The sequence below is a fragment of the Staphylococcus canis genome (assembly GCF_016238445.1).
In the GTDB taxonomy this organism is placed as follows: Bacteria; Bacillota; Bacilli; order Staphylococcales; family Staphylococcaceae; genus Staphylococcus; species Staphylococcus canis.
Genome location: NZ_JABANU010000006.1, coordinates 14,496 through 39,851, shown reverse-complemented (window position 1 = coordinate 39,851; position 25,356 = coordinate 14,496). Strand labels below are relative to the sequence as shown.

General features: G+C 36.0%; 29 protein-coding genes. 5 read left to right on the top strand and 24 right to left on the bottom strand.

Going from position 1 to position 25,356, the window contains the following annotated elements; translation table 11 throughout:
* Nucleotide 1: 1 nt before the first annotated feature.
* The 4 genes from moaD to HHH54_RS03310 are packed head-to-tail and all read right to left on the bottom strand — an operon-like array spanning nt 2 to nt 2,423.
* A complete protein-coding gene (moaD, locus tag HHH54_RS03325) occupies nt 2-235 on the bottom strand; it encodes a molybdopterin converting factor subunit 1 (protein ID WP_198617422.1) in 234 nt (77 codons plus the stop codon).
* Nucleotides 232-687, bottom strand: coding sequence for a molybdenum cofactor biosynthesis protein MoaE (locus tag HHH54_RS03320; RefSeq protein WP_198617421.1), 456 nt, complete (start codon nt 685-687; stop codon nt 232-234). The genes moaD and HHH54_RS03320 overlap by 4 nt, the downstream gene beginning before the upstream one ends.
* Nucleotides 688-690: 3 nt before the next feature.
* Nucleotides 691-1,167, bottom strand: a complete 477-nt coding sequence (mobB, locus tag HHH54_RS03315) for a molybdopterin-guanine dinucleotide biosynthesis protein B (RefSeq protein ID WP_198617420.1) — start codon at nt 1,165-1,167, stop codon at nt 691-693.
* The gene (locus HHH54_RS03310; protein ID WP_198617419.1) at nt 1,164-2,423 is read right to left on the bottom strand and encodes a molybdopterin molybdotransferase MoeA; all 1,260 of its coding nucleotides are present in this window, start codon (nt 2,421-2,423) and stop codon (nt 1,164-1,166) included. The genes mobB and HHH54_RS03310 overlap by 4 nt, the downstream gene beginning before the upstream one ends.
* Before the next feature lie 70 nt (nt 2,424-2,493).
* On the opposite strand from HHH54_RS03310, the gene moaC reads away from it, so the two are divergent.
* Nucleotides 2,494-2,970 (top strand): cyclic pyranopterin monophosphate synthase MoaC, encoded by a 477-nt coding sequence (gene moaC / locus HHH54_RS03305; protein WP_198617418.1) that lies wholly within the window; start codon nt 2,494-2,496, stop codon nt 2,968-2,970.
* A gap of 83 nt (nt 2,971-3,053) precedes the next feature.
* Here the strand turns inward: moaC and HHH54_RS03300 are convergent, their stop codons facing one another.
* From HHH54_RS03300 to HHH54_RS03260, 9 genes are all read right to left on the bottom strand, one after another.
* Nucleotides 3,054-3,554, bottom strand: a complete 501-nt coding sequence (locus HHH54_RS03300; protein ID WP_198617417.1) for a MogA/MoaB family molybdenum cofactor biosynthesis protein — start codon at nt 3,552-3,554, stop codon at nt 3,054-3,056.
* A gap of 13 nt (nt 3,555-3,567) precedes the next feature.
* On the bottom strand, nt 3,568-4,572 hold the full coding sequence (locus HHH54_RS03295; protein ID WP_198617416.1) for a ThiF family adenylyltransferase: 1,005 nt from the start codon (nt 4,570-4,572) through the stop codon (nt 3,568-3,570).
* A 177-nt stretch (nt 4,573-4,749) separates the two neighbouring features.
* Entirely contained in the window at nt 4,750-5,355 is a 606-nt protein-coding gene (locus HHH54_RS03290) for an ATP-binding cassette domain-containing protein (protein WP_198617415.1), read from the bottom strand.
* Nucleotides 5,356-6,030 (bottom strand): molybdate ABC transporter permease subunit, encoded by a 675-nt coding sequence (modB, locus tag HHH54_RS03285; RefSeq protein ID WP_198617414.1) that lies wholly within the window; start codon nt 6,028-6,030, stop codon nt 5,356-5,358.
* Between the two features lie 10 nt (nt 6,031-6,040).
* Complete coding sequence (gene modA / locus HHH54_RS03280; protein WP_198617413.1) at nt 6,041-6,793, bottom strand: molybdate ABC transporter substrate-binding protein; 753 nt, start codon at nt 6,791-6,793, stop codon at nt 6,041-6,043.
* Nucleotides 6,794-7,033: 240 nt separating this feature from the next.
* Nucleotides 7,034-8,530: a UDP-glucose--hexose-1-phosphate uridylyltransferase gene (galT, locus tag HHH54_RS03275; RefSeq protein WP_198617412.1), complete on the bottom strand. Its 1,497-nt coding sequence runs from the start codon at nt 8,528-8,530 to the stop codon at nt 7,034-7,036.
* Between the two features lie 22 nt (nt 8,531-8,552).
* Nucleotides 8,553-9,542: a UDP-glucose 4-epimerase GalE gene (gene galE, locus HHH54_RS03270; protein ID WP_198617411.1), complete on the bottom strand. Its 990-nt coding sequence runs from the start codon at nt 9,540-9,542 to the stop codon at nt 8,553-8,555.
* Nucleotides 9,543-9,557: 15 nt separating this feature from the next.
* Entirely contained in the window at nt 9,558-10,727 is a 1,170-nt protein-coding gene (locus HHH54_RS03265; RefSeq protein ID WP_432813789.1) for a galactokinase, read from the bottom strand.
* An 80-nt stretch (nt 10,728-10,807) separates the two neighbouring features.
* The gene (locus HHH54_RS03260) at nt 10,808-11,800 is read right to left on the bottom strand and encodes a LacI family DNA-binding transcriptional regulator (protein ID WP_198617409.1); all 993 of its coding nucleotides are present in this window, start codon (nt 11,798-11,800) and stop codon (nt 10,808-10,810) included.
* A gap of 161 nt (nt 11,801-11,961) precedes the next feature.
* On the opposite strand from HHH54_RS03260, the gene fdhD reads away from it, so the two are divergent.
* Nucleotides 11,962-12,756 carry a formate dehydrogenase accessory sulfurtransferase FdhD gene (fdhD, locus tag HHH54_RS03255; protein WP_198617408.1) on the top strand — a complete coding sequence of 265 codons (795 nt, stop codon included), beginning with the start codon at nt 11,962-11,964 and terminating at the stop codon, nt 12,754-12,756.
* A 118-nt stretch (nt 12,757-12,874) separates the two neighbouring features.
* Here the strand turns inward: fdhD and HHH54_RS03250 are convergent, their stop codons facing one another.
* The 4 genes from HHH54_RS03250 to HHH54_RS03235 all read right to left on the bottom strand — a co-directional run bounded on the left by HHH54_RS03250 (nt 12,875) and on the right by HHH54_RS03235 (nt 15,808).
* A complete protein-coding gene (locus tag HHH54_RS03250) occupies nt 12,875-13,621 on the bottom strand; it encodes a GNAT family N-acetyltransferase (RefSeq protein ID WP_198617407.1) in 747 nt (248 codons plus the stop codon).
* A gap of 17 nt (nt 13,622-13,638) precedes the next feature.
* On the bottom strand, nt 13,639-14,199 hold the full coding sequence (locus tag HHH54_RS03245; RefSeq protein ID WP_198617406.1) for a biotin transporter BioY: 561 nt from the start codon (nt 14,197-14,199) through the stop codon (nt 13,639-13,641).
* A 96-nt stretch (nt 14,200-14,295) separates the two neighbouring features.
* Nucleotides 14,296-15,156 carry an ROK family protein gene (locus HHH54_RS03240; RefSeq protein ID WP_198617405.1) on the bottom strand — a complete coding sequence of 287 codons (861 nt, stop codon included), beginning with the start codon at nt 15,154-15,156 and terminating at the stop codon, nt 14,296-14,298.
* Nucleotides 15,149-15,808, bottom strand: a complete 660-nt coding sequence (locus tag HHH54_RS03235; protein ID WP_232796227.1) for a FadR/GntR family transcriptional regulator — start codon at nt 15,806-15,808, stop codon at nt 15,149-15,151. Before HHH54_RS03235 ends, HHH54_RS03240 begins: the two co-directional genes overlap by 8 nt.
* Nucleotides 15,809-16,023: 215 nt before the next feature.
* Here HHH54_RS03235 and HHH54_RS03230 point away from each other — a divergent pair, with 215 nt between their 5' ends.
* Entirely contained in the window at nt 16,024-16,905 is an 882-nt protein-coding gene (locus tag HHH54_RS03230; RefSeq protein ID WP_198617404.1) for an N-acetylneuraminate lyase, read from the top strand.
* 145 nt (nt 16,906-17,050) lie between these two features.
* Nucleotides 17,051-18,568: a sodium:solute symporter family protein gene (locus tag HHH54_RS03225; protein WP_198617403.1), complete on the top strand. Its 1,518-nt coding sequence runs from the start codon at nt 17,051-17,053 to the stop codon at nt 18,566-18,568.
* A gap of 84 nt (nt 18,569-18,652) precedes the next feature.
* On the opposite strand, the gene HHH54_RS03220 is transcribed toward HHH54_RS03225, so the two are convergent.
* From HHH54_RS03220 to HHH54_RS03195, 6 genes are all read right to left on the bottom strand, one after another.
* Nucleotides 18,653-19,036: a YbaN family protein gene (locus HHH54_RS03220; protein ID WP_198617402.1), complete on the bottom strand. Its 384-nt coding sequence runs from the start codon at nt 19,034-19,036 to the stop codon at nt 18,653-18,655.
* A gap of 82 nt (nt 19,037-19,118) precedes the next feature.
* A complete protein-coding gene (locus HHH54_RS03215; RefSeq protein ID WP_198617401.1) occupies nt 19,119-20,258 on the bottom strand; it encodes an acyl-CoA dehydrogenase family protein in 1,140 nt (379 codons plus the stop codon).
* Between the two features lie 337 nt (nt 20,259-20,595).
* Entirely contained in the window at nt 20,596-20,943 is a 348-nt protein-coding gene (locus HHH54_RS03210; RefSeq protein ID WP_198617400.1) for a transcriptional regulator, SarA/Rot family, read from the bottom strand.
* A gap of 378 nt (nt 20,944-21,321) precedes the next feature.
* Entirely contained in the window at nt 21,322-21,678 is a 357-nt protein-coding gene (locus tag HHH54_RS03205) for a DoxX family protein (RefSeq protein WP_198617399.1), read from the bottom strand.
* A gap of 18 nt (nt 21,679-21,696) precedes the next feature.
* Nucleotides 21,697-22,749, bottom strand: coding sequence for an LLM class flavin-dependent oxidoreductase (locus HHH54_RS03200; RefSeq protein WP_198617398.1), 1,053 nt, complete (start codon nt 22,747-22,749; stop codon nt 21,697-21,699).
* Between the two features lie 477 nt (nt 22,750-23,226).
* A complete protein-coding gene (locus HHH54_RS03195) occupies nt 23,227-23,553 on the bottom strand; it encodes a PH domain-containing protein (protein ID WP_198617397.1) in 327 nt (108 codons plus the stop codon).
* A gap of 452 nt (nt 23,554-24,005) precedes the next feature.
* Here HHH54_RS03195 and HHH54_RS03190 point away from each other — a divergent pair, with 452 nt between their 5' ends.
* Nucleotides 24,006-24,737, top strand: a complete 732-nt coding sequence (locus HHH54_RS03190; protein ID WP_198617396.1) for a CHAP domain-containing protein — start codon at nt 24,006-24,008, stop codon at nt 24,735-24,737.
* A gap of 86 nt (nt 24,738-24,823) precedes the next feature.
* Here the strand turns inward: HHH54_RS03190 and HHH54_RS03185 are convergent, their stop codons facing one another.
* Nucleotides 24,824-25,267 carry a hypothetical protein gene (locus HHH54_RS03185; protein ID WP_198617395.1) on the bottom strand — a complete coding sequence of 148 codons (444 nt, stop codon included), beginning with the start codon at nt 25,265-25,267 and terminating at the stop codon, nt 24,824-24,826.
* Nucleotides 25,268-25,356 lie beyond the last annotated feature (89 nt).

The window sequence follows — 25,356 nt, the reverse complement described above, 5'->3', positions numbered from 1 at the left end:
TTTATCCCCCACTAACTGGTGGAATCAAAGCAACAACATCATTTGGATTAACTAATTCATCCGTTTGAACAAACTCTTCGTTCACTGCAACTTGGAATTTTTTACCTTGAATCACTGGATAAGTACTAAATAAATGATTTTTAAGTTGTTCAACCGTTAATGCATAATCAAAATGAAAGACATCTTCATGACGGTCGACCAATTCTTTTAATTCTGCAAAATACAATATTTTCATGATTGCCCCTCCTCACGTATAGCGTCGTCGTGATATCCACGTTGATGGCCTTGCCACTCGGCACCATCTTCCCAAATCTCTTTTTTCCATATTGGCACGACTTCTTTAATGCGTTCAATCGCATATTCATTCGCACGATACGCATCTTTTCGGTGTGGTGATGAAACACTAATACAAACTGCGATGTCTGAAATATCAAGCGCTCCAATACGATGTACGATAGCTGTCACTGTTCCGGGCCACTTCTCACTAATCTCATCACCAATTTGTGCAAGTTTTTTCTCTGCCATGGGAATATACGCTTCATATTCTAAATATTCAGTTCGAACCCCTTTCGTCCATTCTCTCACGTGTCCTGTAAATACGACAACAGCACCTTGTTTCGCATTTAATGTCCATTCGCGATAGCGTTCAGGATTAATCGGATCTGTCGTCACTTCAAATTGTTTCACTAGTCATTCTCCTTTGTTTTCAATCCAAAGCTTTAACTTTTGTTTCAATTGTGCTTCTATGTCATCAGATTGTGACACATCTATTTCAAATACGATATTTTGTAATTGCTTAAGTTGCTCATATTCATTTGGATTGCGATATAAAATTACTTTATCATACTGCGCCTGCTTATAGCCTTCAATTAAAATTATGTTGTTTTCTATCGTACCATAATCTTGAATTAAAGTCTCTAAGGTGCTTTCATTATCCCGCTTGACCAATTCCATATAAGCATGGCCTTGCACGATACTTTGATCTGCTCCAGCATTAAAATGTTTCATGTGATCCAATGTTGCACGAGGAAGTTCAATCTCTTCTCCCATGTGACCATGATGCTTAATCGTTGTCACCTGGTAACCTAAACTTTTAAAAAAACGCACTGCATAAGTCATCATGGTCGTTTTGCCACTATTTTTAAACCCTACAATTTGTAAAATCATAAGTATAATTCTTCCTGAAACGCATCTGAGGCAGTTAAAATCACATCGACTTGATGGCCTTTTTCAAACCCTCTAGTCCCACTTGGTAACACAATCATGCCGTTACTATGTGCGATAGAAACGACTGCACCTGATTTATTGAATCCAGAGGGACTAACTGTCATTTCTCGTCCTGTCATTTTAACATTTGCACGAATAAAGCGTGTAAAAGGATTTGGTTTCTTGAAATCTTCCATTAACGTCGCTCGTACCATTGCTGGGTAAAATTTTTCAGCACCCATCATATGATATAAAGCCGGTTTTAAAAATAATTCAAAACCTGAATAACATGCTGAAGGATTTCCAGAAAGACCAAATAAATATTGATTGCCGTGCACTGCAACAGTCGTAACGCTACCTGGACGCATCGCTACTTTATTAAAGAGTACCTCTGCATCAATTTCACGATAAATGTCTGGTAAATAATCGAAGTCCCCGACCGAAACGCCTCCTGTTGTGACAACGATATCATGCTCTGATAACGCCTGTTTAACAACATTAAGACTACTCTCAAAATCATCTTTTTGTATTTTATATACAGTCGCTTCTAATCCTTCTTTTCGACATAATGCATGAATCATAGGACCATTGGAATTACGAATTTTCCCAGGTTCTAAAGGGGCATCAATATCTAACAACTCTGAACCGGTCGCAATAATAGCCACGGATGGCTTACGATAAACAGGCACATCTACATAGCCAAATGTCGCAAGCACCGCTACAGCACCCGCATTAATGTATTGTCCTTTCTTTAAAACGATATCTCCAGTTGTAGTTTCTTCACCTTTTAATGCAATATTTTCAAGATGTTTAAAGGACTTTCGAAGGGTAAATCCTTCATCTGTCTCTGTCGTTTGTTCGAGCATTACAACTGCATCTGCTCCTTTTGGAATTTCAGCACCTGTCATAATTCGAACTGCTTCATTTTCACCTAACGTTTTTTGTGAAACAGTTCCTGCGCCAATGTGATCAATCACCTTAAATGCAATTCGATTGTCACCACTTGCGCCTTGTGAATCTTCGCTACGAATCGCAAATCCATCATAAGGGGATTTATTAAAACGTGGGATATCATAAGTCGCTTCGATATCTTCTGAAAGTATGTATCCTTCACTTTCATAAATATTCATATGTGTTCCTTCTGTTTTAATATCTTGCGAAACAACACGATGAATCGCTTCTGATACAGGGATTGGATTTCTTTTCTCGACTGGCATTTGACGTTCACTCCTAACAAATATTTAGAATCATGCTATACTAACCTTGCACATTATAAGGAGGAATACTATGTCAGATTTCACACATATTAATGCACAAGGTCATGCTAAAATGGTCGATGTATCTGAAAAAGCTATTACGAAACGTACAGCTATCGCTAAATCAAGTATTACTGTCAACAAGACAATTTATGAACAAATTACGCATAATACTGCTAAAAAAGGTAATGTGTTAAACACTGCGCAAATTGCTGGGATTATGGCAGCCAAACAAACCTCTCAACTCATTCCAATGTGTCATCCACTACCATTATCTGGTGTAGATGTTTCATTTGATTGGCAACAGAACGAGTCCGATTACACACTTTTGATTACTGTAACGGTATCTACAACAGGGCGTACAGGTGTTGAGATGGAAGCTTTAACTGCTGCATCACTTACCGCTTTGACTGTTTATGACATGTGTAAAGCTGTTGATAAAGGGATGATTATTGGCGAAACTTATTTAATGCAAAAAACAGGAGGTAAATCCGACTATAATCGCTAAATGAATCATGTCTTAAATTAAAATAATAGACGGATCGTGAACTGCGCTATGACGCATATTCATATGATGCCGTCTTTTTAATTTTATTTATGCATCTCATGTACGAGATGATTTAATTCAGGTAAAATCAATTTGTTTAACGCCAATTTAACAGCGCCTGTTGACCCCGGCAAACAAAATATAAGCTTTTGATTTACCGTACCTCCTAGAGCACGTGATAGAAGTGCACGTGTGCCTACATCTTCTGTATAACTCAAATAACGAAACAACTCCCCAAATCCTTCTATCTCTTTTGTTAATAATGGTTTAATTGCTTCTATTGTCACATCTCTAGGTGCAATACCTGTCCCACCTGTTGTAATAATGACATCAATGTCATCTGATAACCACGTACGAACTGTTTGACGAATCTCCTCTTGATCATCTTTAACAATCTTATAGTGTTGCGCTTCTATCGTTGTATTTATCGAACTTAATAAATCTTGAGCCAGTTGCCCTCCTTTATCCGTTTCAGGAGTACGTGTGTCAGAGATTGTCAACACAGCACAACGGATAGGACGGTCTAATTTAACATTTGTATGCATTTCAATCCTCCTTTTAACCAAATAACTTGTGAATCATAGTTTGCGCTTGTTTGACGTCATTTAATCCATGTATTAAAATACGTCCATTTTGAAACCCTACAAATCGATAACCGTCAAATTTAAATTGTATTAAATAGTCATTTGAACGGTAAGGAATATCTCTTGATTGTAAATATTCAAGTAATTGATGTTGATCTAAAGTAGGGTGTTGATATTGCACACTCTCTCTTCCGCACATTGAAGCGAAACGCGGTGCTTGTTCATTTAAATAAGGGTACGTCGGCGTCTCACCACACGTTGAACATTGTGGGTTATACAATTTGGTGAAGCCAAATGTATAATGTGTGCCTTCCCAAATATCACCATAAGTCAATTTTGGCGTAAACGCAGTCTCCGTTAAGATTTTTAACGCATCTCGAATTTGTAAACTGGTTGTCATAGTGACAGCAGGTTGTATCACACCCACTGTATCACAAGTGAGATTCATTGAAGGAATTTGCGGAACCAAACACTGAAAACACGGCGTTTCGCCAGGAATAAACGCGGCTTCAACGTATGTACTTTGGACAACCCCACCATAAATCCATGGTTTTTGATAATAGTACGCGGCATCATTTATTAACATGCGCGTTTCAAAATTATCTGTAGCATCAATAACGACATCTACTTCGGGAACATATTGTGCTAAAAACGCGGCATCAACATGATCGATGAAAGCTTCAATTGTGACGTCTTGCCGAATGTCTCGTAAAGCTCGCTCGGCCGCAATGACTTTCGGAATACTTTCATCGGCATCTTTTTCTGTAAATAATGTTTGACGTTGTAAGTTTGAATGCTCAATATAATCCCTATCAATGATAATAATTTTACCAATACCTGCACGTACTAATCCTTCTGAAACATGAGTTCCTAACGCTCCCATACCAACGATAAGTGCAGATTTCTGGCTGATTTTCGCCTGACCTTCTTCCCCAATATTTCGATATAACATTTGTCTAGAGTAGCGATTTTGTGTCATTTGAATACGCCTTTCTAACTTAATCTTCTTATATATTATACGAACTTGTAAGCGTCTACTCAATTAATTGAAACGCATTTCACTTAGAAAAACAATACGCCATAGTATTAAAATAATTGAGGAGAATCCCCTAATTTTTAATATAAAAAAGCACCCAACGTGCTTTCATCCATTGCATTACGTCAATGTAATGATTTCGTGCGCAAGTTGGCGTGCTTCTGATTGTGAATGCGTGACAAAAATAATTGGAATATGCCACGCTTCGTAAATATGCTGAATCAAGCGAATCCCTTCTTGTTTAGACTTGTCATCTAAGCTTGAGAAAGGTTCATCTAATAGTAAAATTTGTGGTTTGGTGCTTAGCGCACGTGCTAAAGCAATGCGTTGCTTTTCACCACCTGAACACTGTCCTGGATACATCTCTTTTAAATGCTGAATGTTTAAGGTTTTCAACAATGTTTGAATATGTGCATTATCCTCTGTCATAAACGTAATGTTTTTTAAAGCTGACATATGAGGAAATAGTTGATAGTCTTGGAAAAGATATCCAATTTGACGTTGACGAATCGGTGTTTGTATAAGATTGCGAGTGTCTGTCAATACTTGTTCGTTGATCGCTATATACGCTGAATCTGCATCTTGAATACCCGCTATGATATTCAAACATGTTGTTTTGCCAATCCCAGACATACCTTGTAGTGCATAAATTTTAGGTTGCTGTGATTGGATATCCACGGTGATGGGTTTACCATTTATCTCTTTTAAAATTTGAATCGATAGCATTTAAGATTTCACTCCTCGGAAGCGGTCATCGGTCAACATGTTCATAATCCCTATGATTGAGATTGAGAAAGCTACAAGTACAAGCACCCATATCCATGCTTGACTCTCCCGACCTTGTTGAACAAGAAAATAAATTTCAAGTGGTAATGTGTTCGTTTTTCCTGGAATGTACCCTGCAACCATTAGTGTCGCTCCAAACTCTCCAATTGCTCGTGCAAATGCAAGCATCGTTCCTGATATTAACGCTCGTTTCGATAAAGGGATAAGAATCTTAAAAAATATTTTACGTTCACTTGCTCCCATCGTACGTGCTGTATTTAACATTTTAGGATCAATATTACGAAATCCCTGAACTGTATGTTGATACATTAACGGGAAGCTCACGATGACTGAAGCAATTACAGCCCCAAGTACTGTAAATACAACATGAATACCAAACATTTGGGCTAATAATTGACCGAACCATCCATCTACTGAAAAAACAATTAAGAGTAAAAACCCCATAACAGTAGGAGGCAAAACAATAGGTAAAAACATAAAACTTTCAAGCACCTTTACCCATTTTTGGTGACGATGATATAATGCGCTCGCACAAATAATACTCAATATCACAACAATGATGGTACTGATAAGCGCGACACGTAATGATATCCAAAATGGTGTCAAATCTAGCATAACGCTTCACCTATACTTTAAAATGATATTGTTTTAAAATCTCTTTCGCTTCATCACTTTTCAAAAATGCAAACCATTTATGGGCAGCATCTTTATCTGAAACGATACCCATACGATAAATGATAGGATCTTCCAATTGAACATCTGTGACTTTTTCAACACCCTGATGTTTAGCGTCCCCTACATATAAATCCGTTTCGTATACAAATCCTAGTTGTGCGTTCCCTTTACTAACATAGTTTAACACTTCTCGTACATCTTTGGCATAGACAAGATGCGGTTGTACAAATTGCCAATCATTCTGGCTTTCTAAATATGTTTTCGCATAGCGACCAGCAGGAACGGACTCAATTTCTCCAATTGCAAGTTTATCGTCTTGTTTTAAATCGCGAACACTTTTATAATGTTGACCTTCTTTTTGAATCAATACAAGTGTGTTTTGTGCATAGTCATATGTATCTTTCACTTTATCAGATGACTTTAATTGTTCCACATCTTTTGTATTAGCTGACATGAATACATCAGCAGGTGCACCTTTTTCAATCTGTGTTCTTAATGCACCAGAACCCCCATAGTTAAATTCTACATTAATATTAGGATTTTTCTTTTTAAATGCTTTTTCAAGATCTTTTGTCACATCTGTAAGACTCGCTGCAGCGGAAACGGTTAATGTTTCATGCTTTTCGCTTTTAGAAGATGGTGTGCTATTACACCCAGCAAGAACAAAAAGTAACGCCATCATAACGAATAATAACTTTCGCATTGTTACCCCTTCTTTCATTATTTGTCAACTTATTTAACAAGACACATTGCATGTTGCCTCATTTTGAGATGAAACACTTTATATATTCATATTAATTTTCCTTTAAAATATATGCAACATTTTTAAAAATTTATGCACTTTCCCTCAAAAAATATGGAAATTAAACCTCTAATTTTTGAAACAGCGTTTCTGAGTTTAGAGTTCAATTTCCATACCAGTCCAATTTCCTAATCCGTATCCTTATCTTTCTTGACATCGTTTTATAAATGTTCGAAACGCCTGTTGTCCCTTAGTATCACGTTTAAACACGCCTGCATCTTGAAGCACACGTTCAAATTTATAACCGACTTCTTTACGTATAATCGAAGACGCATTGTCTGCATTAAATGTATAACGTGATTTCATATCTTCAGCCCAGGCTTTGTGTACACCAACATCTATTGATGTATCACCTAAAACATATTGTTCAACCGCTTTCAATTCTGCTTTCAATCGTCCCGGTAAGATGGCTGTCCCCATAACTTCAATCAATCCAATATTTTCTTTCTTAATATGTTGTACATCTGGATGAGGATGAAAGACGCCATCTGGATATAGTTTAGAACGTTGATTATCTCTTAATACAATATCCATCTCATAGGCATTATCACGGAATCGCGCAATAGGCGTCACAGTATGATGAGGCGTATTATTGTCACTATATGCTTTTATGCCAACAGATGAGTCATTATAATCTTGCCACATTAAACGAATATGTTCGCTCGCTTCAATGAGTTGAGTCGGCTCTATAGCACGAAGTCGAATCGCGCTCATTGGCCAATTAACAATACCTGCAGTAACCTCTGGATAGTTTTCAAGTGTAAATGTTGCTTCTACAGGTGCAAGTGCCATTGGAAAGTCATGACGTCCAGCCTGATAGTGATTGTGTGACAATATAGAGCCACCAACAACAGGAAGATCTGCATTAGAACCAATAGTATAGTGTGGGAACTGACGTACAAAATCAATCAAATTTTCAAAAGTTGTTTTGTGTATACGCATCGGTTCATGCTTTTCTGATAACAGTATACTATGTTCATTAAAATACAAGTATGGTGAATATTGGAACCCCCAATTTTGATGATTCACAGTCACTTGTACGATTCGATGATTTGATCGTGCTGCTTGTGTTGCTGTGCCATAATACCCTTCGTTTTCCATACATAATGCACATTTAGGATATGTTGCTGCAGGTGCATTTTTTTCTTTTTCGATTTGCTTCGTATCTTTTTCCGGTTTTGACAGATTAATCGTTATTTCAAAATCACCATATTCAGTCGGGACTTTATATGCTATATTTTTCGCAATTGCTTCACTTTTAATGTAGTGATTATCATGACTCAACTGATAAAAATAGGACGTTGCCGCTTCTGGAGAATGATGATACCGTTTATAAAACTCTCGATTCACAGTGGATGGCTTGGGTGTTACCAAATCCATTAATGCCGCTTCTAACTGTTCTCTCTCAAATAATACATCATCTATCACACCACGATTAATCGCATCCTCAATTAAGATCCACGCTATTTCAATCGGCGTTTCAGGATTCTTTTCTGATGCATTACCCGATAAAGTAATGTCTGTTGCACCAAGTAAGTGCAGTATCCGATTCACAACATAACGACGATCAATCGTTTCGTATTCACCATATGCAATCACAAAATCTGCAAACTGATTGACATGTGTTTCATTCGCCATACGTATGATACTCCTTTTTATTCTATTTTTGATAGCCCTCAGGATGATTACGATGCCATTGCCATGCTGTACGTATAATGTCTTGAATGTCATCGTGTTTTGGTTTCCATCCTAATACATTTTGTGCTTTTGTACTTGATGCTACCAATTTACTTGGGTCGCCTGCACGTCTTTCAGCTACTGTTGCAGGAATAGTCTCACCTGTCACTGCGCGTGCGGCATCTAAAATCTCTTTTACTGAATATCCATGATTCGTACCTAGATTGAACGCGCCACTCTCTCCACCTTTTTGAAGGTAATCTAATGCTAAAATATGTGCTTCAATTAAATCAACAACATGTAAATAATCTCGAATAGGTGTCCCATCTGGTGTATCATAATCATCACCAAACATTTTCAATTCTTCACGTTGACCGAGTGCTACTTGTAGCACAACAGGAATTAAATGTGTTTCAGGGTGATGATCTTCACCAATTGAACCATCTTCTTTCGCCCCTGCAACATTAAAATAACGTAACGCTGCATAGTTCATACCATAAGCTTCATGACACCAATGCATCATTTTTTCCATCATTAATTTACTCTCACCATATGGACTTGTTGGTGTTTTATCGTCTTCTTCATGAATGGGTACACGTTTCGGTTCTCCGTAAACTGCTGCTGTTGAACTGAAAATAATATGTTTTACATCGTGCTCAAGCATCACTTCAAGTAACACTTGTAAGCCGTATACATTATTATTAAAATAGTCTAGCGGTATACCTACAGACTCACCTACTAAAGAATAGGCACAAAAATGAAATACACCTTCAATTTGTGTCTGTTTAAATACTTCATTTAAAAATGCTTTATCTCTAATATCCCCTTGATGAAATGTTGCTTTAGGGTGAATCGCTTCTTGATGGCCTTTGACTAAATTATCTACAACCACAACGTCATGTCCTTTTTCAATTAATTGATCGACACAATGACTTCCAATATAACCTGCACCACCAAGTACTAACATTGCCATAACACTTACACTCCTTTACTGCTCTATAATTGTTCTTACACCATCTACAATATCAACGTGATAAAATGAAGGTGCATAGCCTACTGTTTTCACATATTGCTCAGTGACTTGACGTTCTAATTCTTGTATCTTATCCTGATGTACTAATGCAATGGCACACCCTGCAAACCCTGCTCCTGTCATCCGTGCACCAAGCACACCTTCTACCGCTTGAGCAGATTCTGCTAATGTATCTAACTCAATGCCTGTGACTTCATAATCTTCTTTAAGGGATTGATGAGAAGCATTTAGTAATTGTCCAAACGTTTCAAAATCATGGTTTTGCAGTGCTTGATATGCTGCTTTAGTACGCGCATTCTCTGTAATCGCATGTCGTGCACGACGACGCAACACATCACTGTCAATGACATCTTGATTTGCTTCAAATGATGCGACTGAAATTTCACCTAGCGCACTGACATCTAAACGCTGTTGTAACAATTTCAACGCCGCTTCACACTCACTACGACGTTCATTATATTTCGATTCTGCTAATTCACGTCTTTTATTCGTGTTCATAATTGAAATTTTATAGTCTCCAAATTCAGTAGGTACATGATGGTATTCTAAAGTATGTGTGTCTAAAAGGATTGCATGATCACGTCGTCCAAACCCCACTATAAATTGATCCATTATTCCCGAATTCACACCGATAAATTGATTTTCAACACGTTGTCCGAGCTTCACAAGTTCTAACCGGTCTATTTGTAATTCAAATAATTCTGTAACAAGATGGCCTGTTAGTAATTCAATTGACGCAGAAGACGAAAGGCTTGCACCGTTTGGAATATTGCCTTCCACTACAATGTCAAATCCTTGATTAATTTCTGGATAGGTTTCAACTAAGTAGTGAATCATACCTTTAGGATAATTAGCCCATTGATGTTTCTTTTGATATGAAAGATCACTCAAACTAAAAGACATGACGCCTGTTTCTTTAAAATTCAATGAGTAAATATTAATTTGGTCATCTTCACGTAATCTTGCTACGCCGTATGTACCAAGTTCAATGGCTGCAGGAAAAACATAACCCCCATTGTAGTCTGTATGCTCGCCAATCAAGTTAATACGGCCAGGCGCAAAAGCGAATACTGTAGGTTCTGCATGAAACTGTTCGTTAAATACTTCTTTTAAATGTGACACGATTTCCACTCCATTTATATAGTAAACATTATAAATAGTTTACTTTTTACTTCATAGATTTGTCAATCTTTCATCTCATTTGTCTAGAAACTGTCACGATAATGAATACTTGTCTCTAATTGCATATGAATTGCCACTTGCCGACGGTGTTGCATCCGTTCAAGGAGCAGTCGTACAGCTTGTCGTCCAAACTCTTCAATAGGGATATGAACACTGGTCAACATAGGAACAGTGTATTCCGCAACCTCTGAATCATTGAAGCTCACAATTTTAATATCATTCGGTACATTAATATGTTGTTTTTGAAGCTCTTGTATGAGACCTACAGCAAGCATGTCATTACCTGCCACAATCATATCAGGAAGCACTCCCCCTACAATATCCTGTATCACTTGATGTGCACCTTCTCTTTGCCAAGTCGTTTCAAAATAATATGGCTCAATATGATGCGCTTTGCACCAGTCTAAATATGCGACTTGTCTATCATCATCACGCACTACATTAGACTCATTACCAATATGTCTTACTTTAGTCAATCCACCTACGTAACACACCCGGTTAAAATGGTGTTGGTCTATCGTATGAAGTAACTGCATCATCGCTTGATATAAATCTGATGAGACTGTGTCTATATATGTAGGGGGATCCGTTTGATTAATGAGCACCACATTACTGTTATATTGATACAACGCTTGGATGACCTCATTTTGAAAAGGCCCAATCACAATCACACCACCTGATTTTTCCAATTGCTTGAGCTCCGTTAAAGTTTTAATATTATCCGTTCTAATCGTTTTCTTCAGTGAAAGATTGAGCTGTTTCACTTCTTTTTCAATTGCTAGACGCAATTCTCGATAATAAGGATCAGCCATTTCTTTAGACTTAGATGCATGAGTCACAATCTGAATTTGACGTGACGCTCTAGTTTTTCCTGCGTAATTCATCTCTTTTGCGATGCGTTGAATACGTGCACGTGTATCCGGGTTCACAGATAAAGACGGGTCTTCGTTGAGTACTCTAGAAACCGTTCCAGGACTGACATGTGCATATTTCGCAATATCACGAATGGTTACCATATGATCACACCTCATTTAGTTTACTAATGTTTACTAAACGTTAGTATAAAATAAATGTTTCATAAAAATCAAACACTTTCATTAAATGAAGGAAAGTTTTAAAATAATCTATAGTTATTTTTTATACATATTAAACAATTTAAACAAAGGGGGGGCATCAAGTGAATCGGGATATTCAATACAATCAACCTATTATACGTTATGAAAATGGAAAACTTTATGAAACGGAAGATAGTTATGTGACTGAATTCCCACTCACACTCATGGTGAATGGTGAAGAATTTGCGACGGTTATTTGTAGTCCTAATCACATTGAAGAACTTGTCCTTGGTTTCTTAGCTTCTGAAGGTGTGATTTTAAAAAGGTCTGAAATTAAGTCTGTTGATATTGATGATAGTAAGGGGTTTGCATATGTCGAACTTACAACAGATATCAGTCAACGCATGCAACTTTCAACTAAACGTATGATTGCATCGTGTTGTGGGAAAAGTCGTGAATTCTATTTCCAAAATGATGCAGCTATCGCTAAGACATCAATGTCGACCATCGAAGTTCGACCAGATCAAATTTTAAACATGATGGCACGATTACAAGAAGAAAGTCGTACTTTTCATATGACAGGTGGCTTGCATAACGCTGCAATTAGCGATGGGGATGCATTTTATGTTCATCGACAGGATATTGGTCGACATAATGCACTTGATAAACTTTTTGGATACTGTATACAACGTCGTATCTCTGTTCGTGATAAAATATTAATTTTCAGCGGCCGTATCTCATCAGAAATTTTAATTAAAGCCGCCAAGATTGGTGTTGGCATGATTGTTTCAAAATCAGCACCGACTACACTCGCAATTCAACTTGCGCATGACTTAAACATCACTGCTGTCGGATTCGTTCGTGATCATCATTTTAATATTTATAGTCACCCTGAGCGTATTCATAATCCATCTTAATTTATAAACAAAACGCCTTGAAAAAGAGTTGAATGCCATTATCATTTTGAAGCATAAATGATACATGGTTCTGTCTCATTTTCAAGGCGCTTTATGTATGTTTAACTCCTATTCGTATCTAAAGGCTCAGTAATGCACTATATCTAAAACTTATATAGTCATACCCTTGGTTTTGATACATCGTCTTCACAGTATCTTCACTATCGGCAACTAATATCACATTTCGAGATCCTGCGATTTTCCCAATTGCTGCTTGCATCCGGGTCCCAATTCCCTGACGTTGAAATTCAGGCTTCACGGCGAAACCATCAATTTCAACAGTTTGATCTGTTTCAATAAGATTCACGATACCGACAGGTTGTTCATGTTCATAAGCAGTGTAGTAATGAATATTTGTATGTCGCTCAATATTTTGAAGCATGTGATCGTTAGTTGATTGTACATAATCTTCACCAAACTCTAAACTCATCGGATTAAAAATAGAAAAGTAATCCGAAATCGTTGCATTAGTCATACGTTTAAGTGTTATAGATTGATGGGTTAAATGTTGTAAATCTTTCCCAGCAATTTTATACAACTCGACACATCCTAATTGGAAATCTTTCCCACGTAAAAATCGCATCATCTCCACATTCGGCTTAATATTTTCTGGAAAATCAAATTGAAGATGTGATGCGCCATATTTACGATGTGCCGCTTCTTGTGAAATCATATCATTTTGAAAAGTTAAAACGTCTGGCATTTGATGGTACATCCATTTATTACCATCGTAGGATAAGGGATGAGATGGTGTTTGATGTACTGTATACCTTTCATTCATTTCTATATATTGACTGTCTACATAGATATCAGCCATCGCAACCATCTTATCTCCTCCTTATCTTAATCCATAAATGATCTCATCATTCTTAATGTTACAGGATTTTTGATTAAAGCTACAGCAATAACCGATGCGATAATTGCTTTAATAATATCACCTGGTAAAAATGATGCAGATAGTGCTAATGCTTGTGGAATTGGCATATGGATAATGAGCCCCATTACAATTGCACCTACAGCATCTAATAATAATACACCAAAGATTAAAATTGTAATAAATATACGTTTAAAATCTAAATATTCAAATTGACGGTCTCTCATCCATCCAATCAGAAAAGCTGTAATTGGATACATGATTAAATAACCTACAGTTGGTCCGAAAAATACACCGTATCCGCCACGTCCGCCTGATAAAATTGGTGCACCAATTAATACAAGTAATAAAAATACGATGACACTTAAAAATCCATACTTACGTCCAAGTAAAATACCAGCTAGAAATATACCAACATTTTGAACAACAATTGGTACCGGAATAAATGGTAACGGTACAGACGGTATTAAACCTAAAATTGCAATAATTGCAGTCATTAAAGCAGTATAAACTAAATTTCGAGCTTTCAAAATAGAATCCCCCTAAAACATATATCAATATTAAGATGTGAAAAAGATTTCCATTTGATTATTATAGCTCATTGTAAACTTATTATCCATATTAATTTACAATCTGCTGACTGCTCCAATTAATGCTGCATCATTATTTAACCTAGCACAACGAACCGTAGCGTGACCGTAACCACTTGGTAAATAGTTACCGAGATTCGGTACAATATACTGTAGCAATCGTTCTTGTTGTGCCGATATACCTCCACCAATAATGATTTCACTCGGGTCATACATCAGTTGAACTTGCGCTATACCTCTTGCAACCTCATCGCCCCAATTTATCAATAGACGTTGTGCTTTTTCATTGCCGGTTTCTGCTTCCTCAAATAATAAGGGAATATCCTTATGTGAGTAAGATTGTGTTTCTAAATAGTGTTTCAATGCACGGGTTGACGCACGATGTTCAAAATCAGTACCAGTTTCCGGATCGTATAATAAATATCCAATTTGATTTGGACGATGTCTTGCACCTGATAATAATCCAAAGTCTTTGTGATAAAAGCTCCCACCAATTCCTGTTCCTAATGTTAAACAAAAGATACTATCAGGAAAGTTTTCATACTGTGTTAATTCTCCTAATAATGCAGCGTCCACATCATTATACACATGTAGTTGCTGCACTTTATTTTTTAAATACGTTTCAAAATTTGTTCCAGTATAATTCAAAATATTAGGATTCGCATAAGCAATCTTTTTTTGTGCTTGATTGACCGCGCCTGCTGTAGAAATACCTACATGTATATCTGTGGTTTGGTATGCTTCAGATAACACTTCCAATCGTTGGATAACTGTTTTCACAATAGCTTGATTTTCATTCTTAGGTGTGGGGACTTTATCGTACATTTCAAGTTCACCATGGCTTACAACTGCCGACTTTATCTCTGTCCCTCCGATATCAAATGCGATTTTAATCATAACGTTGTTCTCCCTTCATTAGATGTTGTGTTAATAACATTTTCGCTTGTCTAAAATCATTGTGCGCTAATGCATCATATATCGCTTGATGCTCTTTAATACTCACTTGGTTTTCTGCTTTCGTCGTGACTATAGTATGACGATAAAAATAAGCTTGTACGACTGCACTCATTTGTTGAAATAGTGTTGAATGCACAGATTCAAGAATACTCTGATGGAAATTTTGATCTTGTTGGGCATTAAAAGCATTGACGTCATCAACTAAAGCCGACTTAATTTTGTCAATTGGCAATTGATGTTGTTCAATGATATCAATCGCAGCAAGTTCAAACGTTAATCTCAACATTAAAAGATCACGAATGTCACCTTCAGCCACTTGAAAACTAAATAAAAACCCATCAATCAATGGTGTAATGTCATGCGCTTTCACAAGTGTCCCTTTTCCTTGAACACTTTCTGTAACACCAGTATTTTCCAGATAACTCAATGCCTCCCGTACTACCGATCGACTGACTTGGTAATCTTCTGCGAGTTGTCTTTCAGTTGGTAATTTATCTCCTACTTTTAGGCGATGGTCTAAAATATATTGCTTTAACTGTTCTACCATCATTTGTTTTAGCCCCATCACTTTATCACGATTTTTCTCTTTCAATTGTAACAACCCTTTTTCACAAAATTTTGCTATAAGTGTATCACAAAGTAATCATAATGAAATACTTTTATAACGTCATGCACTCTCTTTATTGATAATGTTTATAAAAACGTCACAGTTCTATGTAATTAAGGATTGACGCTATAAATGTTAACGCTTACAATATAATTATAAATTGGTCAGACCAATATTACAACATACTGGAGGTCTAAAAAGTGAGAGACGAATTAAAAGGATTATATGCAGCGCTTCTTGTCCCTTTTGATGATGAAGGACAAATTATGGAAAATAGCTTGCGTCAAATCATCCGTAATGCGATTGATGTCCAAAATATTGATGGTTTGTATGTCAATGGTAGTTCTGGTGAAAACTTTTTAATGAATACTGAACAGAAAAAAGAAGTATTTCGTATTACAAAAGATGAAGTACAATCAGATGTTAAACTTATCGCGCAGGTAGGTTCTCTTGATTTAAATGAAGCCATTGAACTTGGACAATATGCTACTGAATTAGGTTATGATAGTTTATCTGCTGTGACACCATTTTACTATCCTTTCACATTTGAAGAGATTCGCGATTACTATAATGCGATTATCGATGCTACGGGAAATGACATGATTATTTATTCAATTCCAGGTTTAACAGGTGTCAATATTTCAATTGAACAATTTAAAACGCTATTTGAAAACGACAAAATTATTGGTGTTAAATACACAGCACCTGACTTTTTCTTATTAGAACGTTTACGTCAAGCGTTCCCAAATCATTTAATCTTTTCAGGTTTTGATGAAATGCTCGTTCAAGCTGCTATTTCTGGGGTAGATGGTGCAATTGGTTCAACTTATAATATTAACGGTCAACGTGCACGAACAATCTTTGAATCTGCAAAGCAAGGCAATATACAACATGCATATGAAATTCAACATGAATCAAATGACATTATTGAAACTGTTTTAAAAATGGGACTCTATCCAACATTAAAAGCAGTTTTAACTGAAAAAGGGATTGATACTGGTCAACCTAAAGCACCATTCCATCCTTTTAATGAAACATATCGAGAAGCATTAAAAGATTTAATTAAGCAATATCAATTATAATTTCGATTTTCGCGAAGACAACAGGAGCATTGACTCATTTCATACCATTCATCTTCTCTAGTTAACCCTGTTGTCTTCCGTACTTACACTATATTTTGGAAGCGTTTTCTTCATTTGGGAATCAACATATTAGGGGGAATTAATTATGGAATCTGTAGGGTTTGGTTTTTGGAACTGGATCGCTTTAATTTTATACTTATTGCTAATGTTAGGGATTGGCGCTTTTTTCACAAAACGTGCGGGTCAAGATGCCAATAGCTTCTTTACAGGAGGCGGTCGCTTACCGTCATGGATTGTTGGCTTTTCAATTTATGCAACAACTTTAAGTGCGATTACATTTATGTCAACACCAGAAAAATCGTTTTTAACGGATTGGTCTTATATTGCAGGAAATATCGCAATTGTCGCGATTATTCCATTGTTAATTCATTTTTATATTCCGTTTTTTAAAAAATTACGTGTCACATCAGCCTATGAATATTTAGAAGCTCGATTCAATCCAGCCGTACGTGTGATTGGATCGCTGTTATTCATTTTATTCCATATTGGGCGTATTGCTATTGTCATTTATTTACCAACACTTGCGATTACAGCGGTATCAGATATTAATCCATACATTGTCGCAAGTTTAGTAGGTATTTTATGTATTGTTTATACATTTTTAGGTGGTTTTGAAGGTGTAGTATGGAGTGACTTTATTCAGGGTATTATATTACTAGGTGGCGCACTCGTGATTATCATTATGGGTATTACACATATTGATGGCGGCCTTTCAACAGTTGTGCACGATGCCGTACAAAATCAAAAACTGATCAGTGCAGATAACTGGAAAATCAATGCTGCTGCTGCTGCGATTCCAATTATTTTTATTGGTAGTGTCTTTAACAACTTGCAACAATATACATCAAGTCAAGATGTAGTTCAACGTTACCAAGCGTCTGACTCAATTAAAGAAACCTCTCAATCTATTTGGACAAATGGTGTGTTAGCCTTAATATCTGCACCGCTATTCTATGGTATGGGTACTGTATTATTCGTATTTTATGCTCAACATACACAATTACCTGAAGATTTTAATACGTCATCTATTGTACCTTATTTTATTTTAACGGAAATGCCACCGTTCATCGCCGGCTTATTGATTGCTGCTATATTCGCTGCAGCACAGTCAACAATTTCATCGAGTCTTAACTCAATTGCCGCATGTATTTCTGTGGATATTAAACAACGCTTTTTTGGTAAGCAAGATGAAAAAGCTGAGGTGCGTTTTGCACGTCTTGTTACCATCGTTATTGGAATCGTTGGTATGTTGGCATCACTGTACTTGATTGCTGCAGACTCTAGTGATGTTTGGGATCTTTTCTTACTGATTACTGGTTTATTCGGTGTTCCAATTGCGGGTATTTTTGCAGTAGGTATTTTCACAAAACGTACACATGGTATTGGTGTTATCATCGGTATTTTAGTAGCTGTTATCGCAAGTTATTTCTTACAAGGTGTTGGCGGTGCTGGTTCACCATTCTATACATCAATAATTGCCTTTATGATTGCCTTTATCGTTGCGTATATTTCAAGTCTTATCATTCCATCACCACGTAAAAATATTACAGGTTTAACTATCTTTGATAAGCACGCAGAATCTGTTTACAGACGCGAGTATTAATTTTGAACTGAGACAAAATAAAAAACCCGTTAGAATCGCTTTAAGAAGTACTTATTCTAACGGGTTTTAATATAAATGAATCATTCACTTGTACTTAATATCATGTTCTTTAGGTAGCGTACGTACCCATGTAAACAATACAATCGTTTGAAGGATGACCATAATGATTAATCCCACACGTACCATCGTAATATCTACCATAAAAATCGAAAATCCTACAACGATATACAAACTAATCAACAATTGTATTTTCTTTCGCATCGTATAGCCTCTATATTTACGAAAATCTTCAACATACGCACGATAAATAGAAGTTTGAACTAACCAGTCGTGAAAACGGTCAGAACTTTTCGCAAAACATAAAACAGCGACTAATAAGAAAGGAGTTGTAGGTAATAATGGTAAGACCGCTCCTAAAAAACCTAATAATGTAAATATGGCACCGATGCCAATTAAAATATAACGCATTTTGATAACGCCCTTTTATGTCTAATAATGACTCTATTATAAAGAGCACGTTATAATCTTTCAATCCTCCAAACTGACGATATTATTGTAATGTTTGACGTGCTATTGTTGTATACGCCATGTCTTCCATTGGTGGATTGTGTAACCCTGCGCGCATATCTCGATAGTAAAGTTGCAATGGACGATTCATTTCAAGACTTTTCGCACCCACAATACGCATTGCAAGGTCCACAACGTCTAATCCCTCATTCATCACAACAACTTTACTTGCAGATGTTTCATTTGAAATGGATTCATCATTTAAATGTTGGTATGCTTTTGCGGTACTCCATAATAAATGTCTTGCTGTTAAAAGTTTCGTTTCCATTTTACCTATATTTTGTTGTACAACCGGTAACTCACCAATTGTTCCCTCAATACTATTTGGACTATAGCTTTTCGCAAAATCAATCGCATAGTCTCTTGCCGCTTGTGCAATACCTAAATACGCACTTGGAATATGAAGTATCCAACCGTTTTGATAAGGTTTACCTTCACCTTTAATTTCTACTAAATATTTTTGATGTACACGTACATTATTTAAAATAAGATCATGACTTTCTGTTGCTCGCATCCCCATCATATCCCAGTTATCTGCTATTTCTAAGCCTTCAATATCAGTAGGCATATAGAAGAATCCAACTTTCTCACGTTCAGGTATATATGCTGCAACAATGACATGCGTTAAACCTCGACTCATAGATGTGAAAGTTTTAACACCATTAATCACGTAGTATTCACCATCGAGTTTCACATTCGTACTAGGACGACCACCACGAGTAGGACTGCCAGTTTCGGCTTCACTCACTGCACGATTGATGAGCGCCCCTTGCTTCACAGCCTCAGCAAACTCATCTAAAACATCTTGTGGCCAGTTATTCTTTTCAAACAGTTCGCCAACTAATCCCATATGCCAACCAATCGATAATGCTGTTGCACCATCAATTGACCCAAGTACACTCTGTAAAATAACCATATCCTCAATTGTCGCGCCTTGGCCCCCGTAAGCTTTCGGTAAAGTGAGTTGCGTATATCCTGAATCCACAAGCCATTGAATATTTTCGTAAGGAAAACGTGCATTTTGATCGTTAGAGCTCGCAAAATCTTCGAACGCTTTGCGCTTTCCTTCAAGCTTTTCAATCCATTCACGTTGAAAATCAGATTGAATTAATACAGATTTCATAATTAATTCCTCCAAGATTTATTATTTCTTAGCTTCTCACTCAACATTATAATACAAATTACTCTATATACCTAGGGTCATATTATATTGTCCTGAATTTGTCTTAAATAACCATTTTTAAACAACACAAAAGATTAAGATACAATTAAAGAGCAATACAAAAAGACTAGAGTCGTATGAATTAACATTCACGTAGCACTAAATGTTAAATCAGCTGACTTCTAGCCTTGATTTAGATTAAAATATAATGAATTTGGATAAATCGCCCCATAAGGACCGATTTGGTGTAATCGTACGATACTTATAGTTTATATGTTTGTATGCGATCGAGTTTATCCTAAAACAGCGCTTCAATTTCAGTAAATAACTGATCAATCATTTGATGTTGTTCTTCTGAAACTTCAATTAACACTGTTCGCTCATCTTTCTCATTACGACGCTTAGATAAATAATTGTATTCTTTAAGCTTTTGAACCGCTTTTGTAATGTAATAAGGCTTAAATTGAGAAGCCGTAATGATATCTTTGACGTTATAACACGGTAATTTGTGTTCATGAATATAATTTAAGATAAACAATTCTTCATAATTAAGGCCATATTGTTTTTTTAAATTTGCATATAATGTCTTACTGGTATGACTGATTTGAATAAATTCCTTCATATTTTTAAAAGCATACTTTTCCATAATTATTACACCTCTAATGTTGCATATCCAAGATGATTAGTTATATCGTTATAATCGGTACCCAACTAGATTAACTTGGAAACTTAATTTAATTACAATTATAATTTTAAACGTTATGTGTGGAATTTTCAAACCCTTTTTACACAAAATGTCAGAAATTTTGCATCATATCTTAATGTGCTTAAAATGTAATTAAATTTTCTCCTTTTATAACGATATATTCACTTTTTACACTTGATTTATTAATTTTATAGTATGATTTCTCAAAAATATAGGAATACTAAACGTACCGTAATTTAATAGTTATTTTTAGACGTAAAAAAAGCCCTTCAAAGTTTAGAACTTTGTAAGGACTTTATCATCACTTCAAATATTCAATTATTTTTTACGAGAAGTGAACGTATCAGCTAAGCTTAAACCAGCTAATGTTAATACGTCAATAGCGTGTTGAGCGCCTTCTTTACCGTGACCAGCTCTGAAGTGGCTAGTGATCGCACCAACCATAACAGCTAAAGTGATGATTGAAGCTGCTTGAGCAAAACGTTTATTGAAGATACTAAGCACCATGAAAAGTGCAGCTGCACCTTCTGCTGCACCAACGATTGGTACAAGTTCTTTAGGTAAGTCGAAGCCTTCAAAAGCATCTTTCATACCTTGGTCATTTTGTAATTTTGGTTTTGCTGCGTTGAATAATTCTTTTGCAACTTTAAGGTTTCCTGCATAACTAAAAATCATTGTAATCTCTCCTTGATATTATTTATTTTGAAAATATTCATCCACAATAGGCTTTACCCGTTCACCTAATAGTTTAATCGAGTTCATAATATATTCATGTGGAATAGACCCTACCGGTAAGTGTAACATGAAACGTGTTAATCCTAATGCTTCTACTGTATCAATTATTTTTTGTGCTACAGTTTCAGGACTACCAACATACATCGCGCCTGCTGGTCCAATTTCACGTTGGAAATGTTCAACTGAAAATGGTGGCCAACCACGCTCTTTCGCAAGTTTGTTATGACTTGCTTCTACTGAAGGATAAAATTCACGTTGCGCTTGTTCATCAGTTTCTGCAATATATCCCCACGAGTGTGTAGCAACTTGTAAATCTTCAGCTTTATAGCCATTTGATTCAGCAATTGCCCGATACATTGCAATATTTCGAGAGAAGCGTTTCGGATCTCCACCAATAATAGCATAAGTGATTGGTAAACCTAGTGAACCTGCTTTTAATGAAGATTCTGGCGTACCTCCAGTAGCAAGCCAAATCGGTAATTCTTTTTGTACAGCTCTAGGATATACACCGCGACCATCAATATTCGGCGTCAAGCTACCTTCCCAGTTTACAATTGTATTTTGATTAATTTTCATTAATAACTCTAACTTCTCATCATACAATTGATCATAGTCATTAAGATTATATCCAAACAATGGGAAAGATTCAATAAACGAACCGCGTCCCGCCATAATTTCAGCACGTCCATTAGACAATGCATCTAAGGTCGCAAATTGTTGATACACACGAATTGGATCATCTGAAGATAATACTGTAACCGCAGACGATAATTTTATATTTTTTGTTAATGGCGCTGCAGCTGCAAGTACTGTTGCTGGATTAGATACTGCATAGTCTGGACGATGATGTTCACCAAGACCATAAACATCTAAACCAACCTCATCAGCCAACTTGATCTCTTCAACAACATTTCGAATACGTTCATCACTTGGTATTGCTGGAAATTGTCCTTCTTCAGTATTAATCTTCTGATTATCAGCAAAAGAAGTTAATCCAATTTCAACTTTCATAAACTCACCTCTCTCTTCTTCAGTATAAAAATTATATCATCATTATAAACACACTCAAAACCAAAGTCAACAAAAAAGATTATCCAGACATTAACCCTCAAAACACCATTTATCAACAAGGTCATTGAGGAAGCGGTTAGGGTTCAAGCAGAATGGAATAATGCGCAAAAATTGGTTTTTAATTTTAGCGCATTATGAAATTCTGTCGAGAATCCTGCTTCCGAAATGCCGTCTATCAACAAGGTCATTGAGAGAGCGCTTTGAATTTTAAAGAATCACTTCATATGGAGTCTCTTATCTAAAGGTTACTAACCACATTAAGCCTCCAGATGTTAGTGGTTCTTACAAATGCGTCCAAGCGCATTTGTTCATTATTTTCCATTCCATATGGCAATAGGTTAGAATGTATGGATGTTATTGAGTGACATTCTAACCTATCCTATATAGCCTACTATAGCCTACGCTTTTAACGAATTTTTACTTTTGAATATGCGATTCAACATAAGAAATAAAGGCGTCAATATCACCCTTTTTAATATTTTTCATCGCAACTTGACCGACTTCGAATCCCATTAAAAGTTGATCATTTTCATATTTAACATGACTAATTTCATTATATGGGATATTTCGATAATAAAATTGACCATTCATGTCAACATTCATAATTAAGCGTTCATTTGTCGCAACATATGCGCCTTCAAATTCGCTTTGACCTTGTACTTCATATTCTATGATACCAAGTACAGAAGGGCCTTGTTTTTCAGTTGGAAATAAATCATTAGGATTGACTTTATCTAATATCATCTTCATTCTCCTATCTAACTAAAGTTACTTCAATTATAACAGTGACATTCTAAAATTCTAATAATCCTTCTTGAAAATGCCAAGAAATATTTTTTCATAAACATTACAGTTTTGTAACAAAAGATAACATCAGCTTAAACTTTTTTAAGATGACAACTCTTTAAATGTGATGATATCAATACATTCACTTAATACGCTCTTGAAACATTTAAATAGCCTAAATTAGCTAAACATTACAAATTAAAAAAGCCCTATACAACAGGAACCCTTTTTGATAAAGTTAAACACGTTGCAGATAACAAATCATTTTCTAGAAATCAAGCGGATGTATGCCGAAGAGTTAAAATACACATTTAGTTCCTTTTTTACTTCTTTTAACTTAACTAAATGAATCATCTATATACATCCTTATCAATTATAAAAATCGTTTAATTACAGGAGGACTTTTTATTATGAAGAAAATCGTTGCTACAACATCAATTGCTACAGCTGGTTTAGCTGCTTTAACACTTGCACAAGGACACGAAGCAGATGCTGCGGAATATAATGGTTATAATCCACAAGACCCAACATCATATAGCTACACTTATACAATTGACCAAAATGGTAACTATCACTTTGATTGGCAAGGTAATTGGTCTCCAGAATATTTTAACGGTGGTAGCACTGGTCAGTACTACACAACTTCAAATAATTCATCTAACTATGTAGCTCAACCAACTTATAATGGTTACTCAAGCTACTCAAATACAGCTAATGCTTACCAAGCACCAAGCATGGCTGCACCACAATATACAACAACTACGACTACAACTACAACAACTACTACTTCAGGTTACCGTTCAGTATCTAACGGTGCTAGCGGTGTAAACTTATACACTTCAGGTCAATGTACTTACTACGTATTCGATCGCGTAGGTGGTACTATTGGTTCAACTTGGGGTAACGCAAATAACTGGGCAAATGCAGCTGCAAGCGCTGGTTACACTGTAAATAATCGTCCATCAGCTGGTGCGATTATGCAATCTTCAGCTGGTGCATTCGGTCACGTTGCATATGTTGAATCTGTAAATGGTGATGGTTCAATCACAGTTTCAGAAATGAACTACGGTTATGGCCCAGGTGTTGTAACTACACGTACACTTTCAGCTGGACAAGCTGCTGGTTATAACTTCATTCACTAATAATAAAGAGATATAAAAACGAGTTGAGGTATTCAACTCGTTTTTTTGTTATACTTCAACTTACATAATGACTTTAAGAAACCATATCAAAATGTATAAGCGATTGTTAACCAATAACCAAAAGCAAACAAATAAAGCAATGGTAAGTTTTCCATATTTTTTTGCCTAATTTGCTTAGCTAAAACATGTACCCCTACTGCAAATAATATAGCAGTTAATACAAAACGTACGATAATCATCATCGATAAATTGAAGCTAGGGTCAAACTGAGTTAAACGTGTTAATATTAAGATTGCAGTTAATACCATTATGATAATCGTATAAATCACTGTATCTTTACCACGATGAAGATGAGAATAAACCCAAGCTACAATAAGACTAAAGCTTGTAATTAACGCGATTTCATGAATACTTTCGATGATATGATTGCCATCTATACCATTTAAAAGTAGAGCAATTCCATACATTAGAACACTTACGAATAGCGTTACAATCGCTACTATCTTAGATTGGTCATAACTTTGAGTCAATAATCGATGTAAGCCATAACACAAGAGTCCAGACGCAATACATACAATAATATAAAAGATGAAATCACCTCATTTCTATTTAGTATATC

Coding starts and splice junctions, on each gene's coding strand:
- HHH54_RS03195 (WP_198617397.1), bottom strand. CDS start 23,553: ATGATATTAGATAAAGTCAATCCTAATGATTTATTTCCAACTGAAAAA.
- modA (WP_198617413.1), bottom strand. CDS start 6,793: ATGCGAAAGTTATTATTCGTTATGATGGCGTTACTTTTTGTTCTTGCT.
- HHH54_RS03205 (WP_198617399.1), bottom strand. CDS start 21,678: ATGATTTTTAGTTATGCAGGAAACCTTAAAGTTGCAAAAGAATTATTC.
- HHH54_RS03260 (WP_198617409.1), bottom strand. CDS start 11,800: ATGGTAACCATTCGTGATATTGCGAAATATGCACATGTCAGTCCTGGA.
- galT (WP_198617412.1), bottom strand. CDS start 8,530: ATGGCGAATGAAACACATGTCAATCAGTTTGCAGATTTTGTGATTGCA.
- moaD (WP_198617422.1), bottom strand. CDS start 235: ATGAAAATATTGTATTTTGCAGAATTAAAAGAATTGGTCGACCGTCAT.
- HHH54_RS03220 (WP_198617402.1), bottom strand. CDS start 19,036: ATGCGTTATATTTTAATTGGCATCGGTGCCATATTTACATTATTAGGT.
- HHH54_RS03200 (WP_198617398.1), bottom strand. CDS start 22,749: ATGAAAGTTGAAATTGGATTAACTTCTTTTGCTGATAATCAGAAGATT.
- HHH54_RS03215 (WP_198617401.1), bottom strand. CDS start 20,258: ATGAAATCTGTATTAATTCAATCTGATTTTCAACGTGAATGGATTGAA.
- HHH54_RS03210 (WP_198617400.1), bottom strand. CDS start 20,943: ATGGAAAAGTATGCTTTTAAAAATATGAAGGAATTTATTCAAATCAGT.
- HHH54_RS03240 (WP_198617405.1), bottom strand. CDS start 15,156: ATGATTAAAATCGCATTTGATATCGGAGGGACAGAGATAAAGTCGGCA.
- HHH54_RS03190 (WP_198617396.1), top strand. CDS start 24,006: ATGAAGAAAATCGTTGCTACAACATCAATTGCTACAGCTGGTTTAGCT.
- HHH54_RS03250 (WP_198617407.1), bottom strand. CDS start 13,621: ATGGTTGCGATGGCTGATATCTATGTAGACAGTCAATATATAGAAATG.
- galE (WP_198617411.1), bottom strand. CDS start 9,542: ATGGCAATGTTAGTACTTGGTGGTGCAGGTTATATTGGAAGTCATTGT.
- HHH54_RS03225 (WP_198617403.1), top strand. CDS start 17,051: ATGGAATCTGTAGGGTTTGGTTTTTGGAACTGGATCGCTTTAATTTTA.
- HHH54_RS03310 (WP_198617419.1), bottom strand. CDS start 2,423: ATGCCAGTCGAGAAAAGAAATCCAATCCCTGTATCAGAAGCGATTCAT.
- HHH54_RS03300 (WP_198617417.1), bottom strand. CDS start 3,554: ATGCATACAAATGTTAAATTAGACCGTCCTATCCGTTGTGCTGTGTTG.
- HHH54_RS03295 (WP_198617416.1), bottom strand. CDS start 4,572: ATGACACAAAATCGCTACTCTAGACAAATGTTATATCGAAATATTGGG.
- modB (WP_198617414.1), bottom strand. CDS start 6,030: ATGCTAGATTTGACACCATTTTGGATATCATTACGTGTCGCGCTTATC.
- mobB (WP_198617420.1), bottom strand. CDS start 1,167: ATGATTTTACAAATTGTAGGGTTTAAAAATAGTGGCAAAACGACCATG.
- HHH54_RS03290 (WP_198617415.1), bottom strand. CDS start 5,355: ATGCTATCGATTCAAATTTTAAAAGAGATAAATGGTAAACCCATCACC.
- moaC (WP_198617418.1), top strand. CDS start 2,494: ATGTCAGATTTCACACATATTAATGCACAAGGTCATGCTAAAATGGTC.